The organism is Microbacterium sp. BR1, assembly GCF_002812725.1.
Lineage (GTDB): Bacteria > Actinomycetota > Actinomycetes > Actinomycetales > Microbacteriaceae > Microbacterium.
Map to the genome: position 1 here is coordinate 1 of NZ_NMUN01000010.1, position 19032 is coordinate 19032.

General features: G+C 67.5%; 18 protein-coding genes, 1 tRNA gene and 1 pseudogene. 5 read left to right on the forward strand and 15 right to left on the reverse strand.

Annotated features, from left to right (window positions below; all coding sequences use genetic code 11):
* Positions 1–574: pseudogene (dcd, locus tag CGU35_RS15750) on the reverse strand (dCTP deaminase); the annotation flags it as partial.
* Positions 575–726: 152 nt separating this feature from the next.
* On the opposite strand from dcd, the gene CGU35_RS15755 reads away from it, so the two are divergent.
* Positions 727–800: transfer RNA gene (locus tag CGU35_RS15755), tRNA-Gly, on the forward strand.
* A 71-nt stretch (positions 801–871) separates the two neighbouring features.
* Here the strand turns inward: CGU35_RS15755 and CGU35_RS15760 are convergent.
* The 3 genes from CGU35_RS15760 to CGU35_RS15770 all read right to left on the reverse strand — a co-directional run bounded on the left by CGU35_RS15760 (position 872) and on the right by CGU35_RS15770 (position 4810).
* Complete coding sequence (locus tag CGU35_RS15760; RefSeq protein ID WP_100812442.1) at positions 872–2191, reverse strand: lipocalin family protein; 1320 nt, start codon at positions 2189–2191, stop codon at positions 872–874.
* 525 nt (positions 2192–2716) lie between these two features.
* Positions 2717–3397, reverse strand: coding sequence for an SDR family NAD(P)-dependent oxidoreductase (locus CGU35_RS15765; RefSeq protein WP_100812443.1), 681 nt, complete (start codon positions 3395–3397; stop codon positions 2717–2719).
* Positions 3398–3418: 21 nt separating this feature from the next.
* A complete protein-coding gene (locus tag CGU35_RS15770) occupies positions 3419–4810 on the reverse strand; it encodes an MmgE/PrpD family protein (RefSeq protein ID WP_157814028.1) in 1392 nt (463 codons plus the stop codon).
* 50 nt (positions 4811–4860) lie between these two features.
* On the opposite strand from CGU35_RS15770, the gene CGU35_RS18300 reads away from it, so the two are divergent.
* Complete coding sequence (locus CGU35_RS18300) at positions 4861–5343, forward strand: HtaA domain-containing protein (RefSeq protein ID WP_157814029.1); 483 nt, start codon at positions 4861–4863, stop codon at positions 5341–5343.
* 43 nt (positions 5344–5386) lie between these two features.
* On the opposite strand, the gene CGU35_RS15780 is transcribed toward CGU35_RS18300, so the two are convergent.
* From CGU35_RS15780 to CGU35_RS15820, 9 genes are all read right to left on the reverse strand, one after another.
* Complete coding sequence (locus CGU35_RS15780) at positions 5387–6337, reverse strand: NAD(P)-dependent oxidoreductase (RefSeq protein WP_100812815.1); 951 nt, start codon at positions 6335–6337, stop codon at positions 5387–5389.
* A 28-nt stretch (positions 6338–6365) separates the two neighbouring features.
* Entirely contained in the window at positions 6366–7166 is an 801-nt protein-coding gene (locus CGU35_RS15785; RefSeq protein ID WP_198519620.1) for an ABC transporter ATP-binding protein, read from the reverse strand.
* A gap of 32 nt (positions 7167–7198) precedes the next feature.
* Positions 7199–8056, reverse strand: a complete 858-nt coding sequence (locus tag CGU35_RS15790) for an ABC transporter permease (RefSeq protein WP_100812445.1) — start codon at positions 8054–8056, stop codon at positions 7199–7201.
* Complete coding sequence (locus CGU35_RS15795) at positions 8056–8916, reverse strand: ABC transporter permease (protein ID WP_157814030.1); 861 nt, start codon at positions 8914–8916, stop codon at positions 8056–8058. Before CGU35_RS15795 ends, CGU35_RS15790 begins: the two co-directional genes overlap by 1 nt.
* A gap of 91 nt (positions 8917–9007) precedes the next feature.
* Positions 9008–10021 carry an ABC transporter substrate-binding protein gene (locus tag CGU35_RS15800; protein ID WP_157814031.1) on the reverse strand — a complete coding sequence of 338 codons (1014 nt, stop codon included), beginning with the start codon at positions 10019–10021 and terminating at the stop codon, positions 9008–9010.
* 74 nt (positions 10022–10095) lie between these two features.
* A complete protein-coding gene (locus CGU35_RS15805; RefSeq protein WP_100812448.1) occupies positions 10096–10899 on the reverse strand; it encodes an SDR family oxidoreductase in 804 nt (267 codons plus the stop codon).
* Positions 10896–11993 (reverse strand): MDR family NADP-dependent oxidoreductase, encoded by a 1098-nt coding sequence (locus tag CGU35_RS15810; RefSeq protein WP_100812449.1) that lies wholly within the window; start codon positions 11991–11993, stop codon positions 10896–10898. The genes CGU35_RS15805 and CGU35_RS15810 overlap by 4 nt, the downstream gene beginning before the upstream one ends.
* Entirely contained in the window at positions 11962–12855 is an 894-nt protein-coding gene (locus tag CGU35_RS15815; RefSeq protein ID WP_100812450.1) for an N-acyl homoserine lactonase family protein, read from the reverse strand. Before CGU35_RS15815 ends, CGU35_RS15810 begins: the two co-directional genes overlap by 32 nt.
* 54 nt (positions 12856–12909) lie before the next feature.
* On the reverse strand, positions 12910–13575 hold the full coding sequence (locus tag CGU35_RS15820; RefSeq protein ID WP_100812451.1) for a GntR family transcriptional regulator: 666 nt from the start codon (positions 13573–13575) through the stop codon (positions 12910–12912).
* Positions 13576–13738: 163 nt separating this feature from the next.
* Between CGU35_RS15820 and CGU35_RS15825 the strand changes: the two genes are divergently transcribed.
* A complete protein-coding gene (locus CGU35_RS15825) occupies positions 13739–14149 on the forward strand; it encodes a carboxymuconolactone decarboxylase family protein (protein WP_100812452.1) in 411 nt (136 codons plus the stop codon).
* Between the two features lie 28 nt (positions 14150–14177).
* Complete coding sequence (locus CGU35_RS15830; RefSeq protein ID WP_100812453.1) at positions 14178–15338, forward strand: serine hydrolase domain-containing protein; 1161 nt, start codon at positions 14178–14180, stop codon at positions 15336–15338.
* Between the two features lie 55 nt (positions 15339–15393).
* Here the strand turns inward: CGU35_RS15830 and CGU35_RS15835 are convergent, their stop codons facing one another.
* Positions 15394–17595, reverse strand: a complete 2202-nt coding sequence (locus tag CGU35_RS15835; protein WP_100812454.1) for a cytochrome P450 — start codon at positions 17593–17595, stop codon at positions 15394–15396.
* The gene (locus CGU35_RS15840) at positions 17592–18326 is read right to left on the reverse strand and encodes an SDR family NAD(P)-dependent oxidoreductase (RefSeq protein WP_157814032.1); all 735 of its coding nucleotides are present in this window, start codon (positions 18324–18326) and stop codon (positions 17592–17594) included. The genes CGU35_RS15835 and CGU35_RS15840 overlap by 4 nt, the downstream gene beginning before the upstream one ends.
* A gap of 113 nt (positions 18327–18439) precedes the next feature.
* On the opposite strand from CGU35_RS15840, the gene CGU35_RS15845 reads away from it, so the two are divergent.
* On the forward strand, positions 18440–19018 hold the full coding sequence (locus CGU35_RS15845; protein ID WP_100812456.1) for a TetR/AcrR family transcriptional regulator: 579 nt from the start codon (positions 18440–18442) through the stop codon (positions 19016–19018).
* Positions 19019–19032 lie beyond the last annotated feature (14 nt).

The window sequence follows — 19032 nt, forward strand, 5'->3', positions numbered from 1 at the left end:
GTTTCTGGAAACGAAGCGGAAATGCCGTGGCCGCGCTGCCCCTGATATCGGTTTGCATAGGGCCCGAGCCGTAGGGGTTTTTCTCGGTCGGCGAACGAACAAGGCGGAAAAGAAAAGCAAGAAGCTGGCCGAATCTTCAATTTTCCCGGCCAGAGCTTGATCGGCAGAGTCGCGACGTTTCGAGAGCTCGAGCGTGACATGGCCCGAGAATCCGGGGTCGATGAAAGCCCGCCGTCGAGTGGGTCAGCAGTCCGAGGCGACCGAGCGAGGACTTGCCCTCGAGTCGGGCGGCGACGTCGTCGGGCAATGAGATGAGTTCGAAGGTGCTGCCCAGCACGAACTCCCCCGGGTGCAGGATGAACGGCTCATCGGGCGCCGTCTCGATCAGGTGCGTCAGCTCGGGCTGATCCTCGGCCGGATCGATGAAGGGGTACTTGTGGTTGTCGAACAGCCGGAAGTACCGGTCTAGTCGCACATCGACGCTCGAGGGCTGCACCATCTGCGGGTCGTAGGGCTCGAGCCCGATCCGTCGCGCGTCGAGTTCGAGCCTGATGTCACGATCCGAGAGCAGCACGGGCTCAGCCTACCGAGCCGACCGTGTTCGCAATTCGGTCTGCGGATCTTGGACGCACCGGCGATCGACTCGCGTCGTCGAGACTGAATCGTGAACCAAGCGAACGCGGCACGGCCCGTTTGCTAGGCTTACCAGGCGCCGCAAGGCGTTCCGGGGATGTAGTTCAATGGCAGAACTTCAGCTTCCCAAGCTGATAGCGCGGGTTCGATTCCCGTCATCCCCTCCAATGCCCCCACGTGCGACCAACGGTCGCGCGGGAGGGCATTCGCGTTTGTGCCGCAGGAATCGACCGCAGGACTAGCAGTTCGGCGGAACGGGGTTTCCGGTCGGCGGCACACCCTGGATCTCGCCCCAGGCATAGCCGCTGACGGCCTCGCCGCCGAGGGTGCCGCTGTAGGAGAAGAGGCCCTCGTAGACCGCGCGGTTCAAGGCGTTGAGCTCTTGATCCGACGCGGTGGCGCTGAAGACGAGATCGGCCGCGGGGCGGGCCGATGAGCCGTCGAGCTGGACCTCGTACTCCAGGTGATAGACGTAGCAGCTGTGCGGTGACGTCCAGGTGTTGGAGGTCGGCGTGATGTGGATTGCGCCCTGCGGCCAGTTGGCGGTGGGCTGCAACGTGCCGTTCGCCGACTGCGACGAACCGGCGCCGCCGAGCATCGCATAGTGCAGCTGTCCGACCTCCTGCTGCCCCGTCGTTGCGATCAGCATGCCCTGCAGGCTGTCGGGGAGTTGCACCGAGAACTCGGTCCACTCATACCCGTGGCCGACGACATACTGCGCCGCGTCGTTGTAGGTCTCGGTGAGGTTGTCGAAGAACAGCAGGCCTTCGGTACCGCTAGCGACGTACGTCGACCCGATCTGCACCGACCACTCCTCGACCTCGACCAGGGGCATCGAGTAGTAGTGCGACCCCTGACCGGTCATCGGGTCGCCGGTCGCCTCCAGGTATGCGCCGATGTCGCCGCCGTACTGGTTCATGATCGGCGTGCGCTGATCCGTGGTGGGGATCGCACCACCGGATGCGGGAAGGGGGTCCCCGTCGAACATCCACAGCGGGAAGAATCCGTTCGGACCGTACCCCCACTGGATGATGCCCGTGACGTCTTTCGCTCGGACCGACAGCGTCGTCCATTCCCGCGCGCTCGACCCGGCCATGCCTGTCTCGACCGAGACAGTCAGCTCGTAGACCGATCCCACGGCTCCGATGGCGCCCGACACCACGCTCATGTCGACGATCTGCTCGGGATCGCCGGTGTCCTGTTGCTCGACATGGATGTTCCACGGCTGGTAACTGATTGTGGTGGGCACAGAGATGTCGGCAAGACCGTCGATCCCGCCGAACGTCGGACCCTGGTTGAGCGAAAGTCGGTTGAAGATCAGGCCCGACTCTTCCATCGTCAACCACAGCACCTGGAGCCCGGGGATCACGGTGTTGCCCTGCGACATCAGCGCGATCGAATTGGTCGCACCCTGGCCGTCGACGAGGTGCCCGAAGAACTCGAACGACTGCGAGTCGTATTGCGGCAACCCGGTCGAGAGGAACGACCGGAATCCCGTGCAGTCTTCACCCTGAGCCAACGCCGTCGTCGAGAATGCGGCGATGGAACCGAAATCCATGACCGGGATGCCCGGATCGGTGCTGCTCGTCGGACACGCCGGCGGCACGGTGGGCGTAGGGGTGGGAGTGGGGGTCGGCGCCGGGGTTGGGGTCGGCGCTGGGGTCGGCTGGGGCATCGGCGCGCTGCCACCTCCGCCATTGCCTCCTCCCCGCGAGTTACCGCCCCGGGGGTGACCGGGATCCGTCGGAGGTGACGTGGGTGACGGCGACGCGGTCGGTGTCGGTGAGGACGTGGGCGCGAGACCCTCGGTCGTCCCGGGTGCCGGCGTGGCGGTCGCCGATGGCGACGCTGTGAGGGCGGGGGCGGCGGTCGGTGCGCCGAAAGCGCAGGACGTCAGTCCCCCCACGGCCAGGACGGCAAGTAGGACTGCGGGGACGCGCGATGACCTCACGCCGAGAGTATTCCACAGCGTCGCCGATCTCTTCGGCGAACAGGTTCTCCGCACAGCAGCCCCGCCCCGTGTCAGGCTGGTCCGCTTCATTCCGATGGGCGTTCCGCCTGAAGCGGCAGCGTCGAGCCGCGGTCAGAGCTTGATGAATCCGCGCGTCCGATGACCGACCGCGATGGACTCACCGCTCACGGTCCCGGACAGCGGGGAAAGCAGGAACGTGACGAGCCTCGCTGTGTCGGCCGGAGTCGACTGACCGCTCCCGCCTGCGGGCACATCGGGTGAGGGATCGTCCGTCACGATCCCGGGATTCACGACGTTCACCGTGATGCCCGTTCCGGCCGCCTCATCCGCGAGGTGTTTGGCGGTGATGATCAGGGCGGCGTTCCTGACCGACCCGGCGATGTTCCCCGTCACGTACGCGTTCTGCCCGCTGACACCGACGATGCGTCCGTACCCGCGATCGCGCATATGCCCGAGTGCGGCGTTGGCCACGCGCAGAAAGGTGAGCGCCTTTCCCTCGACGGCGTCCCGCACCTGCCCGGGATCGGAGTTCTTCGATGGATCCATCGTGCGTGCACTCGGCGCGGCGGCGACGACGACCCCGTCCAGCCGACCGTGGGTCTCGATGATCCGTGCGATCGCGGACTCCACCGACGTGTCGTCGGCCGCGTCCATGACGAGGCCGTCCGCCGCGCGCCGTGACGCGGCAACGGCTATCGCGCCCTCCTCCGTCAGCTGTCGCACCACGGCGCTGCCGATGAGACCGTGGCCGCCGACGACGAGGATGACGCGGTCGCGAAGTTGCAGATCCATTCGGCTACCGTATCGCCCCGCTCACGCGGAATCCGTGCCGATCGCGGCGACCATGAGCTCGGCAGGCGACGAGGTCTGCGGCGCGCGCAGGGCCTCCCACACCGCACGCGCCCGCGTGCGTTCCGGCTCGGGCAGCTGGCCGATGCGGCGGGCCATGTCGGGCAGTGTGAACGCGGCCAGCGCCCCCTCGCCGTCGTCGCGATGTTCGGAACCGTCGACCGTCGTAACGGTGACCGTGGCGAGTTGCGGATGGCGGGGGCTTCCGCCGTGCCTTGGGCGCGAATGGATCCGCGCCATGATCCCCTCCAGGCGAGGGTCCGCCAGAGCGGCGCTGAGCGATGTCTCCGTCAGCACCCGGTCGCCCGTGAGGAGGATCGCCGCGATCGCGAGCGGCCTGCTCAGAAATCCGCCCCCGTCCGCGAACGGACCCGTCGAATTGCACCCCGGATAGTCGTATCCGGCCTGCTCCAGCTCGATGTCGACGCGCGTCACGTCCTCCGGGCCCCACCCGCGACGCTCCCGGAGCGTCGCGAACGACTCGACGGCGAGCTGGTTCGCTCCGCAGGTGGCATGCTCCTTGTGGGTGACACCGAGCAACCCATCGACCTCGGGCGCGTCCGCGAGTTGATCGATCGTCCAGTCTTGGACGAAACTCGCGTAGAACCCGGCCTCTCCCTCGATCGCACGATCAGCGAAGTCGAGATCCGAGCTCTCGGCGCTCTCGGCGAGCCGTGCCGCCGCGATCCCGAGCCGCGCGGCCAGCCCGGGTTGGACGCGCCACTCCGCGGACCCCGTACGCAGCGCCTGAAGCGTGCCCCCCGACGACCCGAGGGCGAACACCACCGCCGCCGCCGTCCGTCGCTCGTCTAACCGAAGGACCCGCGCTGCCGTCGCCGCGGCCGCCGCCGGTCCGAACATCGCCGTATTCCGCAGACCTCGCGCCGCCGTACGCGCCGCCACCGGTGCCGCGAGAGCCGCCATCACGCGGTATCCGGCCGCGATCGCATGGGTGAAGACCTCCCCGTCGGAGCCGCGCTCCTCACCGAGCGCGAGAGCGGTGGGGATGACGATCGCTCCCGGGTGCAGTAGAACCCCCGGGTGGGCGTCGTCCGTCAGGCGCGCGTGAATGAGGGTCGCGTTCACGAAGGCGGCATCTTCAGCCCCCACCCGACGACCCCCGAACAGCAATCCTGAGACACCGGATGGCGCGGATCCTGCGAATCGCAGCATCGCGCGATACGAAGATGACGCTTCGCCGTTCGGTTCATCGCGGTGATAGGCGGACAGGCCCAGCGCCTGAACGACCGCGTCCGTCACGACGACACCAACCTTGGCGAGTTCCGCATCGTCGAGGCTGCGACGGGTGGTCGCGAGGGACGCGACCTCACTCAGGATGTCGAGCGTGCGTGTCATCGTGTACCTCCCGGCGATCATGGCTACGGCGTCTGGGGATAATGGATCTCGTGTCAGCGACCACGCACGATCCGGACTCGCCCGCCCCCCGGTCTCCCTGGGGCGAGCCAGGACCGCGGCGGCTCATCTGGGAGGTCAAGCCGAGCCTCATCGCGTACCTGCGGGCGATGCCCGACGCTGTCATCTCCGGCCCCCTCACCGAACACGGGTTCGAGTTCGACGCGTCCTGCGACGACGCGGGCGTGGTTCTCAGTCTCGGACGGATCCGAATGACGGCGCACGCGGGAGAGCTCGACATCGTGATCCGAGATCTCCGAGTCGTCCACGACGGACAGGCGGGCACTCTGTCGGCTCTCACGGCTATCGATTCCGAAGAACGACGCGATATCGCTCGTCTCGGGCCCGTCGACCACCACGGCGAGGCCGCCACGATCGCCGATGTGGCCCTCACCCACGAGGGTGTCGCGCTTTTCCGGGGCAACTACGCTCCGTACACCCGGATGGCGCCGTTGATCGTCGCTCCATCGAGCTAGGCCTGGCGAACCGGCCGCGATGCCCCGATCGAGGGCCCATCGGTCAACTCGTCGGCTCTGCGACCGCTGAGCTACGCGCACGGATGTGTACGCCATTGTCCGCTTCCAACGGCCGGATGATCTCGGTGTGGTCCGCGTCGGGCTCGATCTGGGCAGCAAGTCGCACCCACCACTCTTCTACGGCGCGACCGATCGGTGCGTCCATCCCCATCTCGTTGGCAAGATTCGTGGCGATTCCGATGTCTTTGGCGAGCAGCGCGGACGAGAAGCCCGAGTCGAACGCCCCGCTGAGCACGAAGCGGGGCATCTTGTTGTCGGTCGAACCGCTCCGACCGCTCGACACATTGATCGCGGCGTTCAGCACCTCCGGCTCGATCCCGAACCGGGCGCCCACGATCAGCGCTTCGTTCGTCGCCAGCAGGTGTGTCGCGGAGAGCAGGTTGTTCAGCGCCTTGGCCGCGTGACCTGCTCCCGTGGCGCCGACGTGGATGACCCGCGCACCGAGGTGTTCCAGGAGAGGGCGGGCGCGCTCGAGCGCGGCATCGTCACCGCCCACCATGATCGTCAGCGTGCCCGCTCGTGCCCCGGTCACACCGCCCGAGACCGGCGCATCCATGAGCGTGATCCCCGACTCCGCGAGGGACGCACCGAGCGCCCGCGTCCGGCCGGGAGACGACGAGCTCATGTCGATCACGAAGTCGCAGGCGCGCTCCGCGCGAGGGACGCGGACGATCTCGGCGGCCACCGGATCGACGACATGACTTCCGGGAAGCAGCATGACGATCGTCGACGCAAGCCGTGCCAACGCAGCGATGCTCTCCGTCGTCGCGATCCCGGCCGCGTGGGCAGCCGCGCACGCGCTGTCGTCGCGGTCGTAGCCACGGACGTCGTAACCGGCCGCGCGCAGACGGGTCGCCATGGGCAGACCCATGTTGCCGAGTCCGATCACGCCGATGACCGAGGCGCCCGGCTCCGGCTGATTCTGGTCGGACATCAGCATGCTCCTTCTCGGATCGAAACGATCACTGATCGACTCCGCGGATGAGGCGGGCGACATGACCACGGATGTGGACGAATTTGGGATCTTCCTTGGTCGCGATCTGATCGCGGGGCATCGGCAGGTCCACGACGATGTCCTCCACCAGGGTCGCCGGTGGGCGACTGAGCACCAGAACGCGGTTGGCGAGGTAGACGCTCTCGTCGATGTCGTGCGTAACGAAAAGGATCGTCATCCCGAACTCGGCACGAAGCAGCAGAACCAGGTCTTCGAGATCCGAGCGAGTCTGCGCGTCGACAGATGCGAATGGCTCGTCCATCAGCATCAGACGCGGACGATAGGCGAGAGCTCGCGCGATGGCGACGCGCTGCTGCATGCCTCCCGAGAGCTGCCACGGGTACTTGTCCTCGTGGCCGGACAGTCCGACGGCCTCGAGGCTCTGCTGGGCGATGTCGCGGCGCTCGCTCTTGCTGCCCACGCGATCGTTGAGCGGGAACAGCACGTTCTTGCGGATCGACTGCCAGGGCAGGAGCGACCGGCTGTAGTCCTGGAAGACCATGGCCATGCCGTCGGGAACGCCCGTGACCCGCTCGCCCTGGAGGCTCACCGAGCCCGACGTCGGTGCCAGCAGGCCCGACAGGATGCGGAGCATGGTGGTCTTCCCGGCGCCCGAGGGCCCGACGATGGAGACGAGCTCACCCTCATTGACCACGAACGAGAGGTCATCGATCGCGGTGTATGCGGTCTGGCCGGTCTGATACACGTGGTGGATGTGGTCCACCTCGAGGATCGGTCTCGGCGTTGAGGCTGCCTTGTCAGCGGTCATCGCCCGGTTCCCTTCGGTTGTCGACATCGTCATCATCCACCTACCCTTGCCAGTCGATCCCACGCCAGCACGCGGCGCTCCACGGCCTCCATGACCGTGTTGAACACGAATCCGATGAGCGCGAGCACGACCATCCAGGCCCACAGATCGCCCATCCGGAACTGCGTCTGCGCGATCACCAGCCGATATCCGATGCCGTTCGAGGCGAGCATCAATTCCGAAACGATCGCGGACAGCAGCGCCACTGTGATGGCGATGCGCAGACCGGCGAAGATCTTCGGGAGTGCGGCCGGCAGCATCACGCGGAAGAACACCTTGAGCACGGGGACCCGGAACGTCTTGCACATGTCCAACACGGTGCCGTGGATCGTGGACACACCCGCGGCGGTGTTGATGAGGACGAACCACATCACCGTGTACGCGATGAACGCGAGGCGCATGCCGTCTTCGCCACCGAAGATGATGATGAACAGGGGCAGCGTTGCGGTCGCCGGAATCGAACGGAGGAACTCGACGATCGGGTTGGTGAGGTCGCGCACGACCATCGAACGACCGATGACCGTTCCGGCGATGATTCCGACGATCGACCCCAGCGCGAAGCCGAGCAGGGCGCGTGAGACGGTGCCAGCGATGTCCACGGTCACAGCGGGCGTGAGGAAGAGAGTGTCGGGCGATCCCGAGAACAGGAGCGCGACCCCGGCGTCCCAGATGCGGCTCGGCGGCGGGAAGAAGAGGGACGGCCATGTCGTGGCCACCCATTCCCAAACGAGCACGAGCGCGACGACGGGCAGGACGGCGTAGGCGAACGACACGGCGGCCTTGCGCCAGCGGTTCTCGCCTGCCCGCCGCATCCGCGTGACGATGGCCGTGGTGTCTTCTGCGATGGTCATCAGGCACCCCCTCTTGTGCGGCTCCAGGCGAAGTAACGACGCTCGAGCCAGCCGAGCAGCAAGTTGACCGCGAGCCCGAGCAGACCCGCGACGAGGATGCCGGCATAGACGAGTTCGACCTGGTCACCCAGGCCGCGCATCCGTCCGATGAACGACCCGAGCCCGCTGGTACCGCCCGCGATGAGCTCGATGGTGATGATGACGATCAACACGATCGACGACGAGATGCGAACTCCCGTTGCGATCATGGGGCCCGCGCTGGGGACCACGATGCGGCGGGTGATCGCGAACGAACTGAGCCCGAAGCTCTTGCCCATCTCTTTCGCCTTGGGGTCGGTGCCGTGCACCCCGTAAATCGTGTTGAACAGGATCGGCCAGACGGCCGCGTAGACGGCGATGACGAGCTTCATCTCCAGACCCTGGCCGAGCACCAGGATCACCAGCGGGATGAGCGCGACCGGCGGCATGGGGCGGATCAGTTCGATGAGGGATCGCGAGGCGCGGTACCCGACATTGGAGAGTCCGAGTGCAACGCCCAGCGGGACGGCGACGAGGATCGAGATGGCGAGCCCGAAGAACCACGTCGCGATCGTCGACCAGACGTCGCCGAGGAAGACCGGGTCTCCGAACAGTCCGACCATCGCGACGACGACCGACGAGAACGGAGGGAGGAACTTCTCGTTGACGAGCCCGAGTCGGCTGACGATCTCGAGGATCGCCACGAGGATGAGCATGCCGACGAGGCCGAGCACGAGACGGCGTCCGCTGCTGCGTCCTCCGGAACCGCCGCGGGTGCTCCGCCGCGGCGCGCGGACGGGTCGCGTGTCGATGGCGGGTTGATCGCGGGTCGCGATGGCCATTTCGACTCCTCTCGTGGTGTCACCGCGCGCCATTTCTCGGCGCACGGGGGAAATCGCCAGCCCGGGCTCGGGTGCCCGGGCCGGCGATCGGTCAGCAGTTGTCGGGCAGCGGGATCGTGATCGTGGAGATGTCGAAGTCCTTGTCGATCCAGCCCATCTCGGACATGATGTCGGGGATGATCTGTGCGGGCTCATTGGCCGCGGGGAAGATGAACTTCTTGTCGTCGGCGATCGCCTGGTCGCTGAAACCGAACTCACGGAGTGCGGCTTCGTAGGCGTCCTGGTCTTCGTTCACGGCCTGCTGACCCTTGACAACGACGGCGCACTGGAAAGCTGCGACCGTGTTCGGGTTCTCGCGTGCCCAGCGCCCATTGGCGAGCCACTGCGAGTCGGGGAACTCGGCGAACATTCCGTCACCGAGGTCGAGGAGCGTCTCGGTGCTGAGTTCGTTCTTCAGCTGCAACTGCGAGGGACCGATGACGGTGACAGCGTCCACGGTGCCCTGCTCGAGCGCGGCGGGCATCTCGTTCCAGCCGAGGCTGACGAACTCGACCTTCGAGGGATCGGCACCCTCCGCGAGCATCGCGCTGGCGATCCGGCCCTGGTGACCGCTGTTCAGTCCCACGACGGCGACCTTCTTGCCCTCGAGGTCGGCAACCGAGTCGATGCCGGCGTCGGGGCGCACCTCGACGGTCTGACCGCCGGGAACGCCGCGGATAAGCTCGCCGATGACGACCAGGTCGGCCCCCTCCATCACCGCGGGAACGGAGAAGAATCCGTTGACCTGACCGATCGGCACGTCGCCTGAGATGATCTGGGCGAGCATCGCCGGAGCGTTCTCGGCGGGCTGGAGCGTGACGTCGATCCCGTACTCCGCGGTGAACCCCTCGGAGGTTGCGAGCGAGAGCTGGGTGGTCGCCGCGTTCGGGTACCCGGCGACGGAGAACTCCTTGACCTCGGGCGCGGTCGGGTCGACAGACGCAGAGGTCGATGCAGTGGCTCCGGGGGTGGAGCCGCCGCAGGCGGACAGGGCGAGAGCACCGGCGGCCAAGACCGCGAGTGCCGTGGCCGCCCGGGCGGGACGGCGTGAATTGGTGGACATCATTGTCATGCCTCTCATCGGATGCTGGACGCGAACCGCGTTGCTATCAGATTATATGCTGTCGGGTGTCTTACAGGTCAACTCTCGATTGCGTCACGCCCGAATGCTTCCCGGATACGGCGCTGACGCTCCGCCACGCGCGGCCACTGCTCCGGGTGGGTGACCAGGATCTGCCTGTCGGCGCGAATGCCCTCGACCACGAGCTCGCCGACGTCCTCGGGCGTGCGCCAGTGGATCCCGGTAGGCGGTGCCACCGGGCGGTAGTCGCCGAACCCGCTCCCCGTCGCCGGGCGGAGCGCAGCCGACGTCTCCGCGATGTTCGTGCGGACGTTCGCCGGCACGAGCAGGCTCACCCCGACCGGTGTCCCTTCGAGCTCCGCGACGAGCGCGTCCGTCAGCGCGGCGACGGCGGCCTTCGATGCCGCGTAGGCGCCGAGACCCGCGATCGGATCGAACGCCGACATCGACGCGGTATTGACGACATGCGCGGGCGTGCCCCGCCGCAGCATTCCGGGCAGGAAGGCGTCGATCCCGTGGATCACCCCCATCAGATTCACGTCGAGGATCCAGCGCCAGTCCTTCAGCGTGGTGTCGACGATCGATGCCGCGGGGCCGACCCCGGCGTTGTTGACGAGGACGTCGACGCCACCATGCTCCTCGGTGAGTCGCGCGGCGAGCGCGCGAAGTGCATCCGGATCGGTCACGTCCAGGGCATGAACCCCGATGGGCAGCTGGTCGGCCGCTTCCTCGAGTCGGCGCGGGTCGCGGTCGACGACCTCCACCCGTAGACCTTGGGCATGAAGTGCCCGCGTGATCCCCCACCCGATACCCGAGGCACCGCCTGTGACAACGGCGACGCCTCCGGGCGTCAGCACCGTCATGAGCGCGACCCGCCGCTCGCCGCGTCGACCGCGGCGTCGAGGCGAACGAGCAGTTTCGCGTTGTTCGCTCCTCGGAAGAGCTTGCCGAGCTGATCGGGGGCCGTCCCGAGGCCATCCGTCATGTCTGCGGCGTGAACGATCACGCCCTCGCGCAGCAATCGGCGGAGGTGGGAGTAGTACTCGTCCCGCTTGTGCCAGTAGTGCGCCGCCAGGAAGCCCTCGATGCGCAGATGACGCACCAGCACCCGGAACATGTTTCGCACCCCCGGCGCATCCGGGTCGTCGTAGTCCGCCATGAGCCCGCAGACCGCGATCCGGCCGCCGGCGCGCATTGCCAGGAGGGCCGCGTCGAGTGTCGCCCCACCGACATTGTCGAAATAGACGTCCACGCCGTCTGGCGCCGCGTCGTTGATGGCGGCGGCGAGATCGGGGGTGTTCTTGTAGTCCACCACCGCGTCCGCGCCGAAACCCTGGACCATCGCGCACTTGTCCGGCCCGCCCGCGATACCGATCACCCGGCAGCCGGCAGCCTTGGCGATACCGACGGCGACGCGTCCGGTCGCCCCGGCCGCGGCCGAGATCAGCACCGTTTCGCCGGAGCGGATGCGAGCGACTTCGTGGAGCCCGACCATCGCCGCGACCCCGATGTGACTGAAGATCGTGAGGTGCGCCTCGAGCGGTTCGTCGCCGTGCAGGTCCACGAGGCGCATACGCGCGGCAGGTACGACCGCGCGCTCCTGCCACGGCACGACGCCGGCCAGCAGGTCGCCGGCCGAGATTCCCTCCGCCTGCGAGCTGATCACGCGCACGATCGCCTCGCCCATCATGGGCGCACCCACCGAGAGCCCGTGCCCCACCTTGTCGACGAGGGTGTTGACGGGTTCGAGTTTGAGCCAGTTGCGGTTGGTCGGATCGATCGAGAGATAGAGGACGTCGACGAGCACCTCACCCGTCCGCGGCTCACGGACGAGCGTGGTGCCGAGGTCGAGAACGTCGGGGGCATATTCTCCGCGAGCGGCTCTCGTGACCGTCAGGACAGCAGTGGAGGACGCAGTGGCGGCGTCAGTGCTGAGGGGGATGGGGTTGGCGGTCATGGGATCCTCCTGGTGCGACCCTCGCGGGTGTTGGTGTGGTGTGGGGCAGCGGACTCACGACGCTCGCGTGGGTGCGCAGCGGCCCCGTGAGCGGCGGGAACCGCTCGAGGACTCCCGGCTCGTGACCGGCGAGTACGACCGAGTCGCGACGCGCGCGGATACTTCCGAACGTCGCGTACGACGCTTCGAGGTTGGTCATGTGACGAAACGGCATGTCGCACTCGACCTCTTCGTCGAAGTGCGCAGCGTCGGATGCGAGGAGCACAGAACCCTCGAGCGTGGCGACCTCTACCATCAGGAGCCCGGGCGTGTGCCCAGCCCCCGGTACGAGCCGCACCCCGGGGGCGAGCTCCAGCCCCGAGGCAGTCAGGTCCAACCGCCCCTCCGCGTGGACATTCGCGAGCGCGGCGAGGTCGTCCTCGTCGATGAGGTGGCGGAACAGCAGCGGTGCGGATGCATCGCCCGCCCAGAATCCGTACTCCCGCTGCGACATGATGAAACGCGCCCGCGGGAAGGCCGCCACATGGCCCGTGTGATCCCAGTGGGCGTGCGTGATGACGATGTCGCCCGTGAACGTCGCGGGCTCGACCCCCAGCTGGCGCCAGATCTCCACCGGGTCGCACAGCACTTCTCGGCCCCTCTGCTGTGCTGCACGGGCCGAGTATCCGAGGTCGATCAGGATCGTGCGCGCGTGGTTGCGCACGACCCAGAAGTAGTAGTCGATGCGCATGGGCGCATCGACCTGACCGTAGTCGTCGTAGTTCAGGTACAGCTGCGATCGGCTGCTTTCGCGGGTTCCATGGCGGACGATGATGACCTCGTAGACATCATCACGGCGCGCCACCGTCGGCTCGGGTTCCACTCCTCCACGATAGCCGAAGCTGTCTGCTAGCTGAATGGTCGGGGCGGTCGCCGGTCAGATCGCCGGGCGCGAGCGCGCCATCGCTTCACCGGCGCGCCGGACGTGCTCGACCGCCGCCTGCCGGGCACCCTCGGCGTCAGCCGTCGAGATGCGCTCGAAGATCTGCTCGAACTCGTCGAGGGATGCCGCCGCGCGGCCGGGCACGGCGAGCGTCGTGGCACGCAACTGAGCGATGCGCACCTGCATTCCCTGCACAGTCCGCTCGAGGAAGGGATTTCCCGAGCCTTCGAAGAGGACGCGGTAGAAGTCGGCCTGCGCGTCGAGGATCTGCTTGCTCGACTTCTCCCCGCGTATCGCTGTTGCCAGCTCGCGAAGGGCTGACCGAAGCGCGTCGCTCTGCTCGGCCGTGGCACGCTCCGTGAACAGTCGCGCAGCCAGTCCTTCGAGCTCAGCGCGCACCTCGTACACCTGCGCTGCTTCTTCCGCCGAGATGACGCGCACGATCGTCCCGCGGCCGTTCTGCGACTCGACCAGGCCCTCCGCCTCCAACTGACGCAGAGCCTCGCGAACGGACGGGCGACTCGCCTGCGTCAGCTCGCAGAGGTTCCTCTCCACGAGGAGCTGACCGGGTGCGAATTCGAGGCTGACTATCGCGGAGCGCAGAATTCCGGCGATCTGGTCACGGATCGGCGGGTGGCGAGTGACGGCCATGTTGGACATTCGGGCTCTCTTCCCTCGAACCGAGATGCCTGAAGGCTATCAAGCTCCGGGACTCTCGTCAGACAGCCTGTCACCTTACGGGACTTCGATTGCGAATATTTTTGTAAGACAGCATGATAGCTATCGGACCGTCGACCAGGGCGGCCCTGATCGAGGAGCCACAATGACGAGCACCGACACCCACGCCCAGACCTACGAATCCGGCCTCGGCATCCGACGCGAGGTGATCGGTGCCGACTACGTCGAACGCTCCTTGGCCTCGGCGACCGACTTCACCCGTCCGATCCAGGAACTCGTGACCGAATACTGCTGGGGAACGGTCTGGTCGCGCGAGGGCCTTGGCCGACGGGAGCGGTCCATGATCAATCTGGCGATGCTCACCGCGCTCAATCGCGGACACGAATTCGCCGTCCACGTGCGCGGTGCCCTCCGCAACGGCGTGAGCGTGGACGAAATCCGTGAGGTCTTGATGCAGACGGCGATCTACGTCGGGGTACCCGCGGCGCTCGAATCGTTCCGCATCGCGGCCGAAGCGATCACGGCGTACGAGGCCGAGACCGCCGCCGACTCCTAGAAGCCCCAGAATCGATCAGGTGCACCACATGATGACTCACCCCCTCCCCGACGTGGACGCGACCCGCCTCGAGGCCATCACCGCCGCCGTACGAGCCGACATCGAATCGGGGCTCTACTACGGAGCCTCCATCAAGGTGGCGCGGCATGGATCGCTCGTGCTCGACATCACCGAGGGCTCGTCGGATGAGCGGGGCACACGGCCTATCGCAGAAGATTCCGTCTTCAGCATCTTCTCCATCACCAAGGCGTTCGTGAACGTTCTCGTGCTGCGCTGGGTCGAGCTCGGGCGTCTCGCGCTGACCACCAAGATGGTCGACGTCATCCCCGAGTTCGCGGGTGAGCCGCGCGAACGCGCCACGATCTTCCATTTCCTGACACACACGACGGGTATGCCGGGTGTGTGGGAACCCGCGCCCGACCTCCTGCTGGACGTGCTGGAAGAGACGGTCGGTCATGTGGTCCGCCTCGTCCACGGGGTCGTCGAGCCCGGCACGCGGTGCGACTACTCGCCGATGGCCAACCACGCGCTCCTCGCAGCCGCCCTCGTGCGGACGGACCCCGCCGGGCGGGACATCGCGACCATCATGCGCGAGGAGCTCTTCGATCCCCTCGGAATGAGCGACACCGCTCTCGGAATCAAGTCCTGGATGCGCGAACGCCACATCGAGCCCGAGATGCGCGGAGTCGTGCCGATCCGCTCACTGTCGCGCACCACTCCCGGGGACTTCGGACTCCACCTGGCCGAATCGAACGAGTCCGCCTGGGCGGGGGGCGCGTCGACTGCGGCCGACCTGCTGCTTTTCGCCGAGATGCTCCGCCGCGAGGGCGCCGCCCCCGGCGGATCGATCATCTCGCCCACGACAATGCGGCGCGCGCGCACGAACTGGACCGGCGACATGCCGAACGAGCTGTATCGAGTCGTCGCGCTCCGCGCAGGCTACGAGGTGCCGCCCGCCTACCTCGGGCTCGGGTTCAACGTCCGCGGCGACCGCATGGTCAACACGCAGCTGGGGACACTCACGTCGCCGCAGACGTTCGGCAACTACGGCGCGGGCAGTGCCCTGTACTGGGTCGACCCCGAGCTCGACGTGACGTTCGTCGGTCTCACCGCGGGCCTCCTTCCACAGGCAGCGAACATCGCCCGCTTCCAGCGACTTTCCGACATGGTCGTCGGCGCGATGCGCTGACGACCACCGAACGCACGGACGACGGCCCGCCACACATCGTGGCGGGCCGTCGTCGTCATGCGTCGATCGCGACCTCGGCCGACTGGGCGCGCGATACGCAGAGCATCATCGACTCGTTCGCGCGACGCTCGGCCGGGGTCAGGATCGCGTCTCGGTGATCGACCGCCCCGGCGACGACGCGTGCCTCGCACGACCCGCACGTGCCCTCGCGGCACGAATAGGGCCACGACACCCCGGCCCCGAGAACCGCGTCGAGAGCCGACACCTCGGCGGGCACGTCGATCTCCTCGCCCGACGCGGCGAGGATGAGCCGGAACGGCCGTCGGGGCGCATCCAGGGCCGCGCGGTCCGGTTCGAAGCGTTCGAAATGGATCGCGTCATCGGGCCAGGACGAATCGCCGATCGCCGCCAGCAGGCCGGCCGGCCCGCACGCGTACAGCAGGCTGCCCGCTCGATGAGTGCCCACGATGTCGTGGATGAGCGGACGGCCCGTCTCGCCCGTGTTCACGAGGGTCAGGCGTTCAGTCGGCAGGTCGGCCAGCTCGTTCCGGAAGGCATGACCCTCGGACGACCGGGCGAGGTAGACGAGGGTCCAGTCGATGCCGCGAGCCTGCGCCTCCCGGACCATCGGCAGGATGGCGGTGATGCCGATCCCCCCGGCGACGAACCGATAGGCCGTCGCCGGTGCCAGGCCGAAGGTGTTGCGAGGGCCACGGAGCTGCACAGCGTCGCCCACGCGCAACCGCTCGTGCACGTACAGGGAACCACCGGATCCGGTCGACTCGCGCAGCACGGCGACGCGGTAGACCGTACGATCCTCCGTGGGGCCGCACAGGGAGTACTGACGCGCCCCGACCTCGGGCAGGAGCAGGTCGACATGGGCGCCAGCCGACCACACCGGCAGGTCGCCGCCGTCCGCCGCACGCATCCGGAGCGAGAGGATGTCCGCACCGACCGGCTCGATCCCGTCGACGACGCAGTCGATGACCTGCTCTCCCGGCCGGAGCGCAGCGGTGCCGTCGGCCGGAGCCTCCGGCCGCTCTTCCGAGGTCTGCAAGACCGATCGCCCGACTCGCCGCGCGGGTCCGAGATCCACCACGAGCTCCGTCGTCTCGCTGACGGCGTTGGTACTGCGCCGTTTCCACCCACCCGTGAGCTCGAGGTCGGGATAGCGCTCCGCAACGGCGTCGAGAGCCTCTTCGATCTCCATCCGAGCGAGGTTCTGCCCGAGGCAGTTGTAGGGGCCGGCGCCGAACATGAGCGGTCGCGTCGCCGGACGATCCCACCGATAGACGTCCGGCTCGTCGAAGAACTCCGGATCCCGTTGACCCGCTCGCGCGGAGACGAAGACCCACGAGCCCTCCGGGATGACCACGTCGTCGATCCGGACGTCCGTCGACGCCAGGCGGAAGATGGTGCCGAAACGCGGGTGGAGGCGGATCGCCTCTTCGATGGCCGCGCCGCGCATTGATCGGTCGCCGACGAGCCGCCGCCACCTCTCGGGCTCTGTCAGCAGGAGCCCGAACGTGTTGCCCATCTGGTGCGCGGTGTTGTCGACGCTCGCTTGGAGCAGCGCGAACGACTGGGCGACCAGCTGCTCCTCCGTCATCAGACCGTCCTGTTGCTGCCGGATCATCACGGAGGTGAAGTCGTCGCCGAGGTCCGCGCGCCGCGCGTCCAGGTGCGTCCGCACGATGTCGACCGATTCGAGGATCGCCGCTTCGGCCTCCTCCCTGCGGCGCGTGTCCACGTTCAACAGCGTGCCGAGCACCGAATCCGCGATCCGGATGACCGTGCCCGACTCGGAGTGCGGGATCGAGACCAGCTCGCAGTAGGTGCGCGCCGGGATCTCCCAACACAGCCGCATCAGGTCCCAGTGCGTCGGATCCGTCACGGAGTCCAGAACCGACTCGGCGACCTCGCGAATGGCGGCACGCAACCGCGCGACCTGGCTGGGTCGGAACAGGGCGCCCATCGAGGCACGCATCTGTCTGCGCTCCTCGCCCTCCTTGTTGGTGATGCCCATGTCCATGTAGCGCCGCGCCTCGCCCGAGATGCCGAGCTGATCGAGGCGGTACTGGAACGACGGGCCCTTGAGCAGATCGGGATGCTCGAGCACCTGCATCCCCTGGTCGTAACCGAACACCTCAATTCCGCGATCGCTCCTCGCGGCCCATCCGCGTGCGGCGTTCGCGCGGAGGTCATCGACATCGGTGAGGTCGCCGAACACCTCGGGCAGTGCGTCGAGCGCGCTCACAGCCCACCGTCCACCGCGAGTAGATGTCCGGTCACGAATCGCGCATCGGGCGATACGAGATAGGCCACCGCAGCGGCGATGTCGACGGGCTCGGCGAGTCGCCCGAGCGCACTCATCTTCCGTCGGATCTCGTACCCCTCGTCGTCCACGACCTGCCGGGCTCCGGGCGTCGGCACCGCACCGGGTATGACCCCGTTGACCCGGATGCCATCGGCACCGAGCTCGCGCGCGGCCTGCCATGTGAAGCTCGACACCGCGCCCTTGATGGCCGAATAGGCGCTGCTTCCCGGCATGCCGCGCGTGGCGGCGGGAGACGACATGTTGACCACGACCCCCTCACCGCGCCGCGCCATGATGGGTCGCGCACCCTGGATCGTCCAGAAGGCGGCCTTCAGACCGATGGCGAACATGCCGTCGAGCGATTCCTCGGTCATCTCGGCGATCGGAGCGTAGTGGACCCACATCGCGTTGTTCACGACGGCGTCGACCCGCCCCAGCCGTTCGTCCAGACCGGCGAAGAACGCGAGAACCGCCGCACGGTCGGTGACATCGAGCACGACGGCCTCCGCCCCGCCCGGACGCGTCCGGCTCACGAAGGACTCGATGCCCTCCGGTTGGCGGTCTACGGCGACGACGTACCATCCGTCAGCGGAGAGTCGTTCTGCGATGGCCTCACCGATTCCACGTCCGGCCCCCGTGACGACGGCGACCGGGTCCTCGTGCTCGCTCATCTTGTCGTTCCCTTCGGCTCGCCGCCGAGCGGCTTTATTGAGTGTCACCCTCATAATAGATTCTGTGACCCTCGCCCGCCAGCCCCCGCAATTGCCCGACGTATGCTGAGCGCATGAGCGGCCGGGCAGTCACGCGTGGCAGACCACGAGCAGGAGACCCCACACAGATCAGCAGGATCGCGCTCGCCCACATCGGCCGGGACGGGTGGGCCGAGACGACCATGGCTGCGATCGCCGAACGATCCGGAATCAGCGAGCCGACCCTCTTCCGGTACTTCCCCACGAAGGCGGACGTCCTGTGGCACGGGATGGACGAGAGCGCCCAGGTCTTTCGCGACCGGTTCGACCAGCGCGACAGCAGGATTGCACTCCCCCTCGCCGTCGTCGACGCGTATCGCGAGATGCTGCTCTCCGACTCGGAGCGCCTGTCGCTCATCAAGGTTCGCGCGGCGATCATCGCGGCCGATCCCGCCGCCGCTGAGGCCTCGTGGCGCAAGTTCGAGGAGTGGCGATCGCTCGTGACGGATCTCCTCTCCCAAGCGGGAGAGGGGTCAGCGCTCGAGGTGCGGATCCGTGGCGCCATGATCTGGGCGGCCCTGTGGTCGGCGCTGACCGCCTGGTCTCTCACCGACGATGCGGACCCTTCGGCACAGGTCGCCACCGCGCGGCGGCTGCTGACCACCCTCCCCTGACGCGAGCCACATTC

Excerpts from the sequence above, each read along its gene's own strand:
- CGU35_RS15840 (WP_157814032.1), bottom strand. The coding sequence starts at position 18,326 with ATGAGCGAGCACGAGGACCCGGTCGCCGTCGTCACGGGGGCCGGACGT.
- CGU35_RS15790 (WP_100812445.1), bottom strand. The coding sequence starts at position 8,056 with ATGACCATCGCAGAAGACACCACGGCCATCGTCACGCGGATGCGGCGG.
- CGU35_RS15830 (WP_100812453.1), top strand. The coding sequence starts at position 14,178 with ATGATGACTCACCCCCTCCCCGACGTGGACGCGACCCGCCTCGAGGCC.
- CGU35_RS15785 (WP_198519620.1), bottom strand. The coding sequence starts at position 7,166 with ATGACCGCTGACAAGGCAGCCTCAACGCCGAGACCGATCCTCGAGGTG.
- CGU35_RS15820 (WP_100812451.1), bottom strand. The coding sequence starts at position 13,575 with ATGTCCAACATGGCCGTCACTCGCCACCCGCCGATCCGTGACCAGATC.
- CGU35_RS15800 (WP_157814031.1), bottom strand. The coding sequence starts at position 10,021 with ATGATGTCCACCAATTCACGCCGTCCCGCCCGGGCGGCCACGGCACTC.
- CGU35_RS15765 (WP_100812443.1), bottom strand. The coding sequence starts at position 3,397 with ATGGATCTGCAACTTCGCGACCGCGTCATCCTCGTCGTCGGCGGCCAC.
- CGU35_RS15810 (WP_100812449.1), bottom strand. The coding sequence starts at position 11,993 with ATGACCGCCAACCCCATCCCCCTCAGCACTGACGCCGCCACTGCGTCC.
- CGU35_RS15805 (WP_100812448.1), bottom strand. The coding sequence starts at position 10,899 with ATGACGGTGCTGACGCCCGGAGGCGTCGCCGTTGTCACAGGCGGTGCC.
- CGU35_RS15780 (WP_100812815.1), bottom strand. The coding sequence starts at position 6,337 with ATGTCCGACCAGAATCAGCCGGAGCCGGGCGCCTCGGTCATCGGCGTG.
- CGU35_RS15825 (WP_100812452.1), top strand. The coding sequence starts at position 13,739 with ATGACGAGCACCGACACCCACGCCCAGACCTACGAATCCGGCCTCGGC.
- CGU35_RS15770 (WP_157814028.1), bottom strand. The coding sequence starts at position 4,810 with ATGACACGCACGCTCGACATCCTGAGTGAGGTCGCGTCCCTCGCGACC.
- CGU35_RS15795 (WP_157814030.1), bottom strand. The coding sequence starts at position 8,916 with ATGGCCATCGCGACCCGCGATCAACCCGCCATCGACACGCGACCCGTC.
- CGU35_RS15760 (WP_100812442.1), bottom strand. The coding sequence starts at position 2,191 with ATGGATTTCGGTTCCATCGCCGCATTCTCGACGACGGCGTTGGCTCAG.
- CGU35_RS15845 (WP_100812456.1), top strand. The coding sequence starts at position 18,440 with ATGAGCGGCCGGGCAGTCACGCGTGGCAGACCACGAGCAGGAGACCCC.